Annotated in this window: 7 protein-coding genes; all 7 read left to right on the top strand. The window is 43.4% G+C overall.

The annotated features are described in order from the left end of the window. The first annotated feature begins 58 nt into the window (after positions 1–58). The 7 genes from AAA970_RS24260 (at position 59) to AAA970_RS24230 (ending at position 14,973) form a co-directional block, all read left to right on the top strand. Positions 59–2,482 carry a T9SS type A sorting domain-containing protein gene (locus AAA970_RS24260; RefSeq protein WP_338239486.1) on the top strand — a complete coding sequence of 808 codons (2,424 nt, stop codon included), beginning with the start codon at positions 59–61 and terminating at the stop codon, positions 2,480–2,482. Between the two features lie 101 nt (positions 2,483–2,583). Beyond that, positions 2,584–4,656 carry a glycoside hydrolase family 2 protein gene (locus AAA970_RS24255; protein WP_338239485.1) on the top strand — a complete coding sequence of 691 codons (2,073 nt, stop codon included), beginning with the start codon at positions 2,584–2,586 and terminating at the stop codon, positions 4,654–4,656. A gap of 542 nt (positions 4,657–5,198) precedes the next feature. Further along, entirely contained in the window at positions 5,199–6,671 is a 1,473-nt protein-coding gene (locus AAA970_RS24250) for a sulfatase family protein (protein WP_338239483.1), read from the top strand. A 385-nt stretch (positions 6,672–7,056) separates the two neighbouring features. Further along, on the top strand, positions 7,057–8,400 hold the full coding sequence (locus AAA970_RS24245) for a trehalase family glycosidase (protein ID WP_338239482.1): 1,344 nt from the start codon (positions 7,057–7,059) through the stop codon (positions 8,398–8,400). 752 nt (positions 8,401–9,152) lie between these two features. Further along, positions 9,153–10,151 (top strand): FecR family protein, encoded by a 999-nt coding sequence (locus tag AAA970_RS24240; protein WP_338239481.1) that lies wholly within the window; start codon positions 9,153–9,155, stop codon positions 10,149–10,151. A gap of 57 nt (positions 10,152–10,208) precedes the next feature. Then, positions 10,209–13,493 (top strand): SusC/RagA family TonB-linked outer membrane protein, encoded by a 3,285-nt coding sequence (locus AAA970_RS24235; RefSeq protein ID WP_338239480.1) that lies wholly within the window; start codon positions 10,209–10,211, stop codon positions 13,491–13,493. A 1-nt stretch (position 13,494) separates the two neighbouring features. Continuing rightward, positions 13,495–14,973 carry a RagB/SusD family nutrient uptake outer membrane protein gene (locus tag AAA970_RS24230; protein WP_338239479.1) on the top strand — a complete coding sequence of 493 codons (1,479 nt, stop codon included), beginning with the start codon at positions 13,495–13,497 and terminating at the stop codon, positions 14,971–14,973. Positions 14,974–15,424: the final 451 nt, after the last annotated feature.

The raw sequence follows: 15,424 nt of genomic DNA, 5'->3' as shown, positions 1-15,424 counted from the left end.
TTTTTAAAGTCAATCAAATATTATATTGATATTTTTTTTAACCCAAAACTTATTTATTATGACGAATTTTAAACCATTTATTTTTGTGTTTTTTTGTAGCTTATTGCTCTTGTTGGGCAAGGCTACTGCCGCGGATGTGGCTCAGTCCGTTAGCGGGCCTTCCAGTGTATATCCCCAACAGGTGTTTGATGTCACTGTGCAGTATCAGGCGGATGCCAATCGACAAGTCTCCGTTTACCTTTTTAACACTTCCAATTGGCAATTGCACGGCAGTGCCTCTGTGCAGGTTGCTGCAGGTAGCGGTTCGGTAACCCTGCAGGTGCCCGTAAACAACCCACCAGTGGGAACGGATTATCAATGGACAGGAAAGGTTGAGGAACTTAACGGTAATCAGTTGTCGCAGACTTCACAATGGTGTCAGGTTTTATTTGCCCCGACAACGGGCGAAGTAGAGGTGACTGTAGACCTGAGTAATCCTACGGGGAGAAAAGTAAACAAGCGGGTCATGGGACTGAATTTGTTCCAGGCCTTCAAACCGAGTGTTTCCGGGGCCAATGGTAGCGCAGATTATAAGCAAAACCTGGCGGCGATGAAGCCCAGTCATGTACGTTTCCATAGCTGGGAAATGGTTCGACCGGGCACTTCCGGCACCTGGGTAGACAGTAATGGGAATTGGGATTTCGCTAAGGTTAATGATGTTTTGAGCAATGCCATTAGCTTTGATACTGAAGTGTTGATCAATATTCCATGGCCACCGGAGGAAAAAGGATGGTTGAATGCCGATGGAACGCTGAATGTCGCGCACTATCTTGATTTCGCTTTATGGTGTGCCGAATTAGTGGATTATGTCAATAATACTATGCAGTTAAATGTGCGCTATTGGGAATTGACCAATGAGCGAGATGGCGTCTATTACGGGAACTGTGCGGAATTAGGCAAGATTTTCAATTTGATTGCGGCGGAATGTAAAAAGGTAGATCCTAACATTTTGACCGGGGGACCTGCTTTCGAGAAGCCTTTTGCAGAGCATATTCAAAATGTGCGGGATTTTATGGAAACGACCAAAGAAACGGTTGATTTCATCTCTTATCATAGTTATCACCTGTCCGGGGAATTTGATCATCAGCAAATTTTTAATGCGGGTAATTGGGGCTGGGTGACCAATATGATGCGCGGCGAATGGGAAAATATTTCAAGTCGTAAGATCGAATTTCACCATAATGAATACAATATTTCTGCCGATATGCGGACCATCCCTGATCGGGTAAATGAGGCCAGCATGGTCTTTGACGCCATGATGATGGTTTCCCTGATGAATGCCGGAGCGGATGTGGCAGACGCCTGGAATGAGTCCGATGGCTGGTTTGGTAAGTTGGAAGGCAATGGCTCCTTTAGCCGTCGCCCAAGCTCTTATTTGTTTGAGATGCTGAACAAGGAATTTGACCAGGCCAATATTGTGTCCACCAATTCCTCTAATGACAGTAAAATCGTAACACTTTCCGGCTACGGAAATGGCCGGATGCAGCTTTTGCTGATCAACAGATCCGAGGCGGAGCAGCAAGTCACGGTCAGTATCAATGGGTTGGACGGACAGCCCGTAGGCAGTCAGGTAGAAGTGTCTCGCTGTATTCAGTCGGGAGGCCTACAACATACCGATGTGGATTATACCACGGTCAGTACGGGGGATGGCTATGTTTCCAAAGCCTATGAGGTTACTTTATTAACTTTTGATATTGGAGGTGGAAGTGCTTCAGATTACCATTTTTATTCCGAATCGGGAGATGAGTTCCAGCAGGAAAATGGCTTTAACAGCCAATATGCGATGACGGTAAGCAGTAAATCTGATGGAGCGCCTGAGGGTAATAACTATCTACAGCTGGAAACCAACGCCCATTATGCCAATTATGCTTTTAAGTTCCCCTCCACGGTTAATAAAAGCGATTGGAATCAGGGACATAGCCTTTCTTTTCAGTTGAAAAGTACGGTGAATTACGAACTCAAAGTGTTCCAGGGGGATGGACAATCCGACAAGGTTAATCTCAGCAGCTATGCCTCCCTTAGTGGGAATTGGGAGCAGGTGGAAATTCCGCTTTCTGACTTCAACATTGACTACGCCCAGCTGAAAGAAATACAGTTCTATAATTTATGGCAAACGGCTTCACCCTTCGCTTTTGATGACCTGAAAGTGGTGGCCAGCACGAATTTAAGACAGTTTTCGGTAACTTCTGCAGCTGATCCGGCGGATGTTGTCCTGGTTTATCCCAACCCGGCCACCCATAGCCTGATCGTAAATGCTCAGGGGGCAGCAGCGGTTGAAGTGCTGGGAATATATCAGGCATCGGGGATCGCTGCCCAAAATTATCAATTACTGCAGGAAGAAGGACAACTTAAGGTAATGGTGGGGCAACTGCCTGCCGGACTTTATTACCTTAACCTTCGTATCGGCAATGAAAAGATAAGCAAGCCTTTTATTAAACAATAAATTTAATTTTCTAAGTCCATCTCCCCCCAATCAGCGGCGCGGAGGTGGACTTTTTAGCTTGATAAGCTTAGACTAATTTTACTCCATTAATTTTTACGCGCATGAGACAATTGTTTTTTTTAGCATTGGTAATCTTAGGTTTTTCGTTATCTGCCAAGGCAGATAGCCCTCCTTTCTTACAGAACCGAAAACAGGTCAATTTAAAAACCTGGCAATTTAAAAAAGGGGATGTTTATGGCGGACATTGGACCAACCTAAGCACAAATTCCTGGGAAGGCATTGAGGTTCCTCATACCTTTAATATGGATGCAATAGACGGGATAGGTTATTATCAAGGGGTGGTGTGGTACCGGAAAAATATTACGAATGCTGACTTTGTACCCGGTGAACGGATTTTTATTCGTTTTGAGGGAGTGGGGCAGGAGGCTCAATTGTATTTGAATGGACAAGAAGTGGGCAGACATTCCGGAAGTTATGGTGCTTTTTCTTTTGAACTAACGAATTTATGGCAATTTGATGGGGAGAATATTTTAAGCCTGAAGGTGGATAATAGTTTAAGTTTTTCTACTATACCGACCAGCAATTTTCTTTTTAATGCCTATGGTGGGGTTTATCGACCGGTGGCTTTGTTTTCAACGCCGAAGGATTGCGTTTCCCCCTTATATTTTGGGGCCAGTGGCGTATTTGTAGAGGCCAAACAAGTGAGTCAAAAAGCCGCTCAATTGGAGATCAGGAGCCATTTGTTATTGTCCGATCATCAAAATCCCCTCACCTTATCCATTAAAATCCTAGACCCAAAGGGGCAGGTAGTGGCCGCTAAAAATCAGCAGATTCAAGCTTCAGCGGGGGAAAAGATGCAGGCGATGAACTTCGAAATTGCCCAGCCTGAACTTTGGCACGGCAAGCAAAATCCGGCGCTTTATAAGGCAGAGGTGGAATTAATTTCCGGCAACAGCAGGGATCGGGTCTTACAGCCATTTGGAATTCGCCACATTGAGGTGGATGCCAACAAGGGGCTACTGCTCAATGGGGAACCTTATCGTGTCAATGGGGTTTGCCGCCATCAGGAATGGGAACAAAACGCTAATGCGCTGACGAATGCACAGCATGAGACAGACGTAGAGCTGATTAATGAAATGGGGGCTACGGGATTACGACTGGCACATTATCAGCAAGCAGACTATGTTTACCAATTGGCAGATGAAAGCGGCCTGATTGTATGGGCAGAGATTCCTTTTGTGCACACCTGGACCGGACGGGAGCATGACAATGCCCAACAACAATTAAAAGAGTTGATTTTGCAAAATTATAACCACCCCAGTATTTGTTTTTGGGGCCTTTGGAATGAAGTCCGTGCCAATGGTGATCCAAATGCGCCATGCGTGGAGCTTACGCAGGCATTGAATGCCTTAGCTCATTCCCTGGATCCAAGTCGACCCACCACCAGCGCCAGTGATCGGGAAGTGACTGCTCCAATGTCCCGGATTACGGATTTACAGGGCTGGAATAAATATTATGGTTGGTATTATACCGAGTATGAAGAGCTTGGCCAGTGGCTGGAAGAAACGCATCGTCAGTATCCCGATCTTAAAATTTCAGTAAGTGAATACGGTGCCGGTGGAAATATTGCCCAACAGGATTTAACCAAACTGGAGAAGCCGGTGGGTAGATATTTTCCGGAACAGGAGCAGACGATTTGCCATGAGCTTTCCTGGGCCGCCATTCGGGATAAGGATTATGTGTGGGGATCTTTTGTATGGAATATGTTTGATTTTGGGGTGAATGATTGGTACAGAGGAGGAAAGGATCATCGTAATCATAAAGGCTTGGTGACTTTCGATCGTAAGGAGAAAAAGGATGCTTTCTATTTTTATAAGGCGAACTGGTCCACCGAACCGGTATTGCATTTGGTTGAAAAGCGGAATAACTGGCGAAGCGATGCCATTACCACGATCAAGGTCTACAGTAACTTCAGCGAGAAAGTCACTTTGTATTTGAATGGAAAAGCATTTGCAAAAGGGTCTCCGGATGATTTACAGCGCCTGGAATGGAAAAATGTGCCTTTGCAGGAGGGCGAAAATCATATTCTTGTCAAGCTAAAACATAAAGGGGAATACTTTCAGGATGAAATGGTCATTACCAAAGGATCTAAATTTGCCGTCCTGGGGGATTAAGAGCTTGTTTAAATGCCAAAATTGAAGTATTGCAGAAGTGATCAAGGATTATTTTAAAAGAATAGCCATGCTATTGTTGAGAAATCATCCAAAATCACTTCCAATCATTCGAATTTGCAGCCGGATGGTGTGTTTTAACCCGGATTATTCATGCTTCCATCCTCTTTTAGCTGCAAGGCGGGAAAAATGAAGGAATAGTCTCCTATTTCGAGTTTTTTCCAACGAAGCAGATGAATGAGGAGAAAGCAAGCTTGCCCAAATTTGGGCTATTATAAACTAGAGAAAATAAATTATAATAAACTGAATTCAAACCGCTTACACTTAGTTGATGAATTTAGCGGTGAATAATTCGGGTTAAATATGCTCTTCAACATGCTTTTATATGCATCCAGGGAAAAATGTCAACAAATCGAACCGTTCTTTCCTTATTCTGAGTCTGTGGTTAAACGAGGAATTGAGCAGGTATAATTTGGGTTAAGTGGCTGGTTTAGGGGGAGGGCTATTCTGATTTTTTCATGATAAATTCATAAAATATTATAAATATGAGGGCTATATTGATTTTAATTCTTTCCTATATAATCCCTTTTTATGGCGCTGCTCAAGGAAATCAACGCCCTAATATCGTCTTTTGTCTGGCAGATGACTGGGGCTGGCCGCATGCAGGTGCTTATGGTGATCAGGGCGTAAAAACACCGCATTTTGATCGGGTAGCCGATCAGGGAGTTCTATTCCATCATGCCTATGTGACGAGCCCCTCCTGTACCCCAAGCCGTAACTCCTTTTTGACTGGCAAATATCAATGGGAACTTGGAAGTGGGGGTAATTTGTGGAGCAACCTCCCCGTGGAACAGGAAAGTTTTATTCATATGCTGGTGGATCAAGGGTATGTGGCGGGCAGATCGGTGGAGAAAACCTATGGTCCCGGTGGCCTGGAGGATTGGATCGCAGCCCATGGGGCTCATCCGGCCTTTGACGCCTATGGTTCCTTTGAAGATTTCCTTGCCCAAGAAAAGCAAGCGGATAAACCCTTCTTTTACTGGTTAGGCACCTCTGATCCGCACCGGCCTTACGATTTAAATGCAGGCAGAGAAAGTGGTATTGAGGTGAGTAAAGTCCATCTTTTTGATCACTTCCCACAAGTAGATTTCATTAGAAATGATGTCGCCGATTATTATTATGAAGTACAGCGTTGGGATACTTTGGTCGGGAATATGATCCAAACGCTTGAGCGGGAACAATTACTGGAGAACACCATCATCATTATTTCCGGGGATCATGGGATGCCCTTCCCGAGAGGAAAAGGGAATCTTTATGATGCCGGCACGCGGGTGCCTCTGGCGATTATGTGGCCTGAAGGTATTCCAGCAGGCCATCAGATTGATGATTTCGTTTCCTTTGCAGATATCGCTCCCACGCTACTAAAAGCGGCTGGTCAAGAAGTTCCTGATCAAATGACGGGCAGAAGCTTTTTGGATTTGTTACAGGCGGGTAAGTCCGGCCGTTTGGATGCCGAAAACCGGGAGGACATCGTATTTGGTCGAGAAAGGCATGTCCCCGCACAGGAACGCCCCAATAAGGGAGGTTATCCTTCGCGCGGACTCAGGACGGCCGACTTTCTTTACATTCGGAATTATGAACCGGACCGTTGGCCCGCCGGTACTTTCAAAATGAACGCTACTAATTTTGAGGGGCAGTGGTATGCGGATTGTGATGCGGGTCCAACCAAGACTTATATTGTGGCCAACCGCGAGACGGATGAGGAGCACCAACGTGCTTATCAATTATGTTTTGCCAAACGACCGGCGGAGGAACTGTATGACCTTCGTAAGGATCCGGGCCAGCTGCATAATGTGGCGGCCGTATCCCAATATCAAGCTCAGTTAAAAGTCATGCGGGCAAGCTTAGAAAAACGCCTTAAGGCTTTAAATGATCCCAGAGCAGTTGATCCCGACATAAAAATTTTTGATGAATATCCTTATTTGGGCAGTGGTGGGGCAGTCCTCCCGATGAACTAGATTTTGGACGGTAAAGGGACTTTAGCCCGGATCATTTCAGCTTAACCCGGATTATTCATGATTCAATCCTCTTTTAGCTGCAAGGCGGGAAAAATGATGGAATTATTCCAATTTCATTTTTTTCCAACGAAGCAGTTGAATGAGGAGAAAGCAAGCATATCCAAGTTTGAGCCATTAATCAGCATCCTCTGAATTAATGGCTCTTTGCGAAAACTCACCAATTCTAGCGGTGAATAATGCTGGTTAGTGGAGGAAAGGACCGCTTTACTTCAAATAAATGGTGTTTTTTCGGCCAAAAGATAGGGTAAGCCCGAATTCAGGGGTTTAATGGATGTATTTTAGATTTTATATTATAGAAATTTTTTTTTGTTATTTAGGGAATTAAATGATGTATAAGTTTTTTATAACTTGCTTATTAGGGGCTTTTTCTTACTTTTTCTTTGTTGAAAAGAGCAATTCTTCCTTTTCTCAAATCGATCAGATCATTGCCGAACGTTGGGATGATTATATAGGTCAACATGAAAGCCTTCCACTTCCTTTCACCATTTCTTTGGAAGAGCAATCTCACTTCTACTATTGGGACGTATTTTTCACCAATAAAGGGCTTATCCTTCACAAGCGTTTTGATCTGGCCAAAAATAATATTGATAATTTCATTTATGAAATTCAAACCTTTGGTTATATCCCCAACGCCACCGCTTCGTGGGGATATAATCGTAGCCAGCCTCCCTACTTTTCCATGATGGTACGGGATTTTTATGAGGCTAATCCAGCCGTTGGGAAAAAATGGCTTAAGAAAGCGTATTTGGCAGCTTTGAAGGAATATCATTTCTGGACTGCCACAGGGCCTGACATTATAGAAGATCATAGCACCCCTGTTCCGGGTTTACAGCGTTATAGTCACCATGCTTCTGAAGAGGAGTTGGCCAGTGTATATGATGGCATTAAGCATCGCTTTCCTAATCTTAAGCCGATGAAGGAGGAAGAAAAAATAAAATTCGGAGCCGATATCATCGCGGAGTGCGCCACAGGAATGGACTTTACCTGGCGCTTCGATCAGCGTTGTACCGATTTCATCGCCGTGGATTTGAATGCCAATTTGTACCAATATGAGCAGAATTTCATTTGGTTTGAAGAAATTTTAGGCTTGGGCGGGGAAAATGATTGGGCTGCGATGGCCAAGAATAGAAAAAAGCTGATCAATACCTATTGTTGGGATGAGCAGAGACAGGTATTTACGGATTATGATTTTGTTAATAAGCGTTACAACCCTAATCGTTCTTTTGGGATGTTCCTGCCATTTTTCTGGAATATTGCCAGCGAACAACAGGCGCAAGCCCTGAAAACAGCTTACCTCCCTTTACAAAGTGACTGGGGGATTACCGCCACTGAGCACATTGAGGTAGACTACAACTTGCAATGGGATGGAGACGCCATCTGGCCGCCTGTGCAGTTATTAGCGGAGGGTGCTTTTCGAAACTATGGAGAAGAAGAAATTGCCCGTAACATTGGTTTGCGTTATTTGAAGCTGATTAATAAAAACTATGTCAATCCTGTACCTGAGCAATACACCGGAAGTGAGGGGAAGGCACATGAACGTCCTAGTGGATTTTTATGGGAAAAGTACAATACTCAGGGCGAAATTAATGATAAGGATTATGCCGCTCATCAAATGATGGGTTGGTCTGCTGGTGTATATGTTTATTTCTTTTATCGATATATGTCCTGATTTCCTGAGTGAAAGCGCTGAGGCATAGTCCGCAGTAGAAGACTGATATACTTGTTAAAAGTCAAAAATAGTTCAGGGAATTTGATGTTGTGATTCAATATGCTTGGTTTTGCCCGAATAAATTAAGCTGAGGCCCTGGCTTCGTTGAAAAGCGCGAAAATAGGGGAATAGTACCCTATTTCGTGTTTTTTTCCAAGGATGCAGGTGAATGTGGAAAAAGCGGGCTAAGCCAATTTGGGCTTTGGAAAATCAATCCACTCAACCGTAACGCAATGATAATAAATGATTGAATCAAGTGATGAATATTTTGGGATGATGAGCTCAGGTGGAGATTATAGCCTGACTTACTAAGCCGGAGTATTCATGCTTCAATCCTCGTTTAGCTGCAAGGCGGGAAAAATGAAGGAATAGTTTTCTATTTCGAGTTTTTTCCAACGAAGCAGATGAATGAGGAGAAAGCAAGCTTGCCCAAATTGGGGCTATTAAAAATTCAGTTGACACGAATGTTTACTGATTAAAGCAAGTTCCTGAATCTGGCGGTGAATGATTCGGCTTAAAGCCAGGGGGAGATAGATAGCTGCTGAAAGTTTTTTTACCTTAGTTTTTTATTTTTGTAAATACCTTTAAAAGAGGGTGTTATAGTGGGTTATCAGGATCGGAATTGCTAAAATAAAAAATAATGTTTTATTTAGGCATAGGGTATTACCTATAATAGGTGTTTAGTAGTCATACCCATAAGTAGAATTTTTTCAATGGAGGAATTATATTATAAAATAAAGCACGGAAAAGCCACGGAGGATGAGAAAAAGGCTTTTTATAATGCCATCGAATCCTCGGAAGAGGGTAAGGAGGAATTCCTCGATTTAGAAAAAACCTGGATGGCGGCTAGTTTTCGTGACGATGGGCTGAGCACGCCCGCACAGCGACAAAAAAGCTTTGATGATTTTTGGGCTAAAGTAGAACAACCTGCTGCCAGTCCCAGACATCGTATGCTGTTTCCACAAATCGCTCGCTACGCCGCCGCTGTGGTATTATTAATGTGTTTTGGCGCAGGCATATATCATTTTGCGGGACAGCAGTCGCCCTTACCGAATACCATCAGTTTTGCAACCAATGCTTCCTCCACTGCGAAATATGCACTTAATGATGGTTCCGTGGTGACCCTTAATGCCAATTCAAGTATTGACCTGCTGCAGGAAGGCCAGGATTATAGCGTTACCGTGGAAGGTGAGGTTCATTTTGACCTGATTCCAAACGAAGCACGTAACCTGACGGTGCGCTTTGGGCAATTTACCCTCCGGGATATTGGAACCCGATTTAATGTGCGGGTAAACCCGGACCAGCAGCAATATGAAGCGGTGCTTTTTGAAGGGGCTATTCACCTGGAAAATGCCAAAGGAGAAACGGTTTATGCCATTGCTCCGGGGCAGAAGCTGGCTTTTGACCGCTCTGCTGGAAAAGTAAAAGTGAGTAAGGACGTGAATCTGGAGGAAACCTCCGCCTGGTTGGATGATAAATTTTATTTTCAGGAGCGTACTTTGGTTGAAATCTGTGATGCACTTCAGCAATATTATAATATTCCGATTGTATTAGACAAAACGCAAATCGGTGACGACAAGTATTCTTTTTCGGTATCGAATAATCTCGCTTTTATTCAGATTATGGAACTTTTTGCTCAATCAGCAAGTATTCAATATAAATTAGATTACGATGCTGAGGGGAAAATTATTCGTGTGACTATCGATAAATAATATTTTTTATATACTTTTGGTCATCGCTACCCCCTGATCATTTTTTAATCTCTTGCGATGGAAAAAAATTACCCTACTTTACAAGGTTTTATCAAATACCTTGTAATATCTTTATTATGCCTTGTATCTAAACAAGCCAAACCTCAGTCAGCAGATGTAAGGGTTTCCTTGTTTTTAGATCAGGTGGAAATTAATGAAGTTTTTCTGGCCATTCAGACCCAAACCGGCATAGGCTTCATCATCAAGAATAGTGATTTTCAGGAAGGTCAATTATACAGTATAGCTGCGCGGGAGATTACCATTCAGGAGGTAATCAATCGCCTCTTCCCTGAAGGAGATGTTCATATTCAGATTTTTCAAAATAATTTCGTCGTTAGTCGTAAGACGAACAATTCAGAAGATCCATTACAGCCTTTTCTGGTGAGTGGAGTAGTCAAAAGTAAGGACGGTAGTTTATTACCCGGGGTAACAATTCAGTTAAAAGGGAAAAAGTCGGGCACGGTTTCGGATTTAAACGGGACTTTTGAGCTGAGGGCAAGCCCTCGCGATCTATTGGTCTTTAGTTTTGTGGGATTTGAGAAGCAGGAGGTTAAGGTGGAAAACCAGTCCATCTTAGAGGTCGTTATGGTGGAACAGATTGATGTTTTGGATGAATTGGTAGTAGTGGGTTATGGAGTACAGCGAAAAGGGGATTTATCCTCCGCTATTTCCACCATTAATGTGAATGAACTGCCCGTTTCAGGTGTTTCTTCTTTTGAGAATATGCTAAAGGGTGCTGCTGCCGGTTTGCAGGTGAAAACTTATGATTGGAGCCCTGGGGCAGGTTCTCAAACCCAGATACGCGGGGCTGCTTCTATAAATGCCTCCAACGAACCGCTCTGGGTAATTGATGGCTTTCCCCTGGAGCATCCGCCGGGAAATGCTTTGAATTATCATGATGTGGCCTCCGTACAGGTATTAAAAGATGCCTCGGCCACGGCGATTTATGGGGCACGGGCAGCGAATGGCATCATATTGATCACCACCAAGTCCGGTACTGAAGGAGGGACAAAAATTTCCTACAACGGAAAGTATACGGTACAGAAAATCACCCACTTACCCCAAATGTTGAATGCACAGGAATTCATGCAGGAGACCAATGCGGTGGGGAAGGAATTGTGGATGATGGAGCATAAGGTGGGGGTATATGGAGGCAACGATCCATCAAATGTTCCGGCATATCACCCAAGATATTCTCAAAGGGAAATCGATGGATTTCAGGGAGGCGGTACGGATTGGCTGTCCCTGGTGACTCAAAATGGGAGGGTGAATGACCACAACGTTTCAGTCAGCTGGGGAAATCATAAAACCAAATTATTAACTTCCTTGAATTACCTTGATAATCAGGGGGTGGTGAAAAAATCCGCTTATGAGCGGATTGGGCTGCGGCTAAATTTTGATCATGAAATTAACCCCTATATTAAAGCCGGGGTACGGACCTCTACCATATTTGACCGATATGATTTTGCAAAGATTAATAATGACCCTAATGATGATGGGGGCGTGATGATTTCTGCACTGACTTTTAACCCTTTGCTGGAGGTGGTGGATGACAATGGTGATTTTGTAGATGACCCACTGGCCTCCTCCAGGCCGAATCCGGTTTCCCTGTTAGGGATTGACCACTCGATTAACGGGCTTAAACTGAATTCCGTAGGTTTTACTGAGATTTACCTTCTGGATCGGGATCTTATTTTCAAAAGTAACTTTGGGATTAACTATCATGCTTCCAATAGCAGAATGCATGTACCTAAAACGACCCTTCGAGGCGCTCAACAAGGGGGCTATGCGGAGTGGAATTGGTCCCGTCGGATGAGCAAGCTTTTTGATTTTACGCTTAATTACCAGAAATTAATTACCCAACATCACGAATTCAGTGCCATGATGGGTTATTCCTATCAGGATTTTAATAATTACGGTTTTTATTCCTCCAATACAGATTTTGTGCATGATGGCATCGGTTACGGAGATCTGAATTCCGGTGCGGGAACGCGTCCCGCTGTGGGCTCCTGGGGGGAACTCAATAAAGTAGCTTCGGTTTTTACGCGCTTCAGGTATAGTTTGGCTGAGCGATATCTTTGGATGTTTACTATTCGTGCAGATGCCTCCAGTAAATTTGGGAGCAATAACAGAATGGGCTATTTTCCCTCCGGATCTTTCGTTTGGAAGATGCATAAAGAAAGTTTTTTGCAGGACTTCCGACCCCTGTCGCAACTAAAATGGAGGATCAGTTATGGGGAGGTAGGCAATAGTGATATTCCTTATGATTATCGGGAATTGTTTGACTTCAATCATCAGTATTTGTTAGGAGGTGGGGTACGGAAAGGGCTTACCCTGTCACAATTAGAAAATACGGATTTGAAATGGGAGACGACCACCGAGTTTAATGTTGGATTGGATTTTGGCTTTTGGAATGACCGCATATCCGGGAGTATAGACTTTTTTAACCGGGTTATTTCTGATCTTTTGGCCGAACGAAAGCTTAGAAGTTGGGTGGAATTGGAGACGGTAATTGATAATATCGGATCCACCCAAAGTAATGGGCTGGAGCTCACCCTGCGGTCTAATAATATTCATAGACCGCACTTCAAATGGATCACGCAATTTAATGTCGCCACATTTCGGGATCGTTGGAAAGAACGGGATCCGGAGTGGTTTGGTGCTTCCTATGAAAATACAAATGACTTTATTCGTTCTCGATTTGGTTATCAATCACAGGGCCTGATTCAGCCCGGGCAGTCAGTTCCACATATGAATGGGGCATTTCCGGGTACGGTTTACCTCAAAGATCTGAACGGGGATGGATTACTTAGCGATGAAGATAAGGTTTATATTGGAAATGAAGACCCATTGTTTCAATATGGTATGGGGAATTATTTTACTTTTAAGAATTGGGATTTTTCGGTGTTTCTCTATGGCCGTCATGGTTTTATCAAGGAAAATCAAATGGATGAATTCTATACCGGAAAGGTGGATTACTTGTTAATCAGGAATCAGAATAAATCAGTGAAGATTAAAGACCGTTGGAGTTCTGAAAACCTTTCCTCGACTTATCCTAGCGGGATATCCTCCTCCTATGATTATGGTGATTTTTTCTTTGAAAAGGTGTCTTTTTTACGAATTCAGAATATTAGCCTGGGCTATACCATGGAGACACGTTTTCGAGCTAATGCACGTTTTTTTGTTGACCTGACTAATCCATTTGTATTTACAAATTATTCCGGTGGCGATCCGGAGTACCAGGGGATCGGAGAGTACCCTCCTTCAAAAGCATGTACGGTGGGATTAGATATAACTTTTTAGTATGAAACGTATATTATACCTTTTCATTTTAAGCCTTTCGGCCTGTTTTCATAATCTTGACCCCAAGGTCGATGGGAAGCTTTCCCGCGACGATTTGTTTCAAACGGCGGAGGATGTAGAGTCAGCCACCATTGGTTTATATCATGAATTGCAGCATTTTCATAGAATTGAGGAGTGGAATTATACTTCCGGATTTGTGCATGCGGAGGCTTCCACCGATGAGTTTGTAAATAGCTGGAATTCCGAAGGTTTTTTGGTGTGGCAGAATTTCACCTGGACGGTAAACTCGGAATATACCAATGGGGCCTACAGTATCCGCGAAATTACCAAATGCACTAATATGATGTTCCGCAGTCAGGAGGTGGTGATGGATGCACCCTTAAAAGCCCGCTATCTGGCTGAAATGCGACTTATCCGGGCTTTGATCCTTTGGCACAATTACCGTCTATTCGGGCCGGTGCCGGTAGTACTGGATCCGGAAATTTCGATGGATCCCACCTCCAATTATTCGCCCCCACGGCCCTCCGAGCAATGGACGGTGGATTTCATTTTGCAGGAGGTAGAACGTGCGGCAGTGGACCTGCCGGTGGCTTATGATTATGTGGACTACGGTAGAATGACGAAGGGGATTGCTTATTTTCTGGGGATGAAGGTGGCCGCTAATGATCATCAGTGGGATTTAGCCGCAGACTATGCCCGAAGAATTTCTGATTTGGATATTTATAAATTAGAAGATAATTATCAGGATATATTTGATATTAATAACGAAGCAAATGCTGAAATTATTTGGGGAGTTCCCCGGAACAATACCTGGAGCTTTCCGAATCGATGGTTGGCTTTTGTGCTCCCCACGGATTACGTTTCTCCTCAAGGTAACAATATTGTAGGTTGGGGAGGGCACAAAATTCCCTGGAAAATATACGATCGTTGTTTTACTGATTTGGAAGACCAGAGATTAGCCACCATATGGACCGAATATCATATTGGAAATGGTATTTATAAAAAATTGAGGGGAAATGCTGACCCTAATGATAATCAAATTGGCGCCATCCCTGTGAAATATAGTGAAGATCCGGAGGGGATTGGGGACCGGCATGGGCAGGATCGGGTTATTTTTAGATATGCGGATGTACTGCTTATTCAGGCAGAGGCCCTTAATCAAATTTATGGTCCTAATGAGGGCAGCGTGAATCTTATAAATAAAATTCGTAGAAGAGCAGGAGTTGCTGAAGTCACAAAGGATCAATTTCACACCAAACAGGACCTGATTGAGTTTATTATGGATGAGCGGTTTAGGGAATTATTTTGTGAAGGCCATCGCCGGGATGACCTGATACGCAATGGGATGTATCTTCAAAAAGCCCGGGAGCGTGGCGTAAGTTGGGCAGATCAAAAGCATCTTCGATATCCGATCCCTCAGTGGCAAATTAATCAGTATGCGGATGCTCCGGAATTGTTTCCTCAAAATGAAGGCTATTAGCCCTGATGCTTCATGCTTAAATCCTCGTTTAGCTGGAAGGCGGAAAAAAATGAAGGAATTTTTCCTATTTCGAGTTTTTTCCAACGAAACAGGTGAATGAGGAGCAAGCAAGCTTGCCCCAATTTGGGCTATTATAAACCAAAGAAAACAAATTATAATGGCCTGAAAATAAACCACCTGCACTTCATCAATAAATTTAGCAGTAAATCATTTGACTTAGAAATGTAGCAGTTGTATAAAAAATAAGATTTGGCCATAGGGTAAGGGTTTAGCCTGGTGTTTATATTTCAAGAGCGAGTTTAGAAGCAAAAAATGCATACCTGACTATTTTCTCAGGTATTGTAAGGAAGGCGGATAAAATAGCTCTTGCTGAGGTAAGGCCTTGTTGAATACTAGGGGTTTGTACTTGTAAGGTAATTTTTTTTATAGGTATTTAACTTTTTTACTTTCT

Origin of the sequence: Persicobacter diffluens, from assembly GCF_036244895.1 — a bacterium.
Taxonomy (GTDB): Bacteria; Bacteroidota; Bacteroidia; order Cytophagales; family Cyclobacteriaceae; genus Persicobacter; species Persicobacter diffluens.
Note: the sequence above shows the minus strand (reverse complement) of the source record. Positions and strands in the feature narration are given on the sequence as shown.

What these genes read in the sequence shown, in the direction of transcription:
- AAA970_RS24230 (WP_338239479.1), top strand. Translation starts at nt 13,495, where the DNA reads ATGAAACGTATATTATACCTTTTCATTTTAAGCCTTTCGGCCTGTTTT.
- AAA970_RS24250 (WP_338239483.1), top strand. Translation starts at nt 5,199, where the DNA reads ATGAGGGCTATATTGATTTTAATTCTTTCCTATATAATCCCTTTTTAT.
- AAA970_RS24255 (WP_338239485.1), top strand. Translation starts at nt 2,584, where the DNA reads ATGAGACAATTGTTTTTTTTAGCATTGGTAATCTTAGGTTTTTCGTTA.
- AAA970_RS24245 (WP_338239482.1), top strand. Translation starts at nt 7,057, where the DNA reads ATGATGTATAAGTTTTTTATAACTTGCTTATTAGGGGCTTTTTCTTAC.
- AAA970_RS24240 (WP_338239481.1), top strand. Translation starts at nt 9,153, where the DNA reads ATGGAGGAATTATATTATAAAATAAAGCACGGAAAAGCCACGGAGGAT.
- AAA970_RS24235 (WP_338239480.1), top strand. Translation starts at nt 10,209, where the DNA reads ATGGAAAAAAATTACCCTACTTTACAAGGTTTTATCAAATACCTTGTA.
- AAA970_RS24260 (WP_338239486.1), top strand. Translation starts at nt 59, where the DNA reads ATGACGAATTTTAAACCATTTATTTTTGTGTTTTTTTGTAGCTTATTG.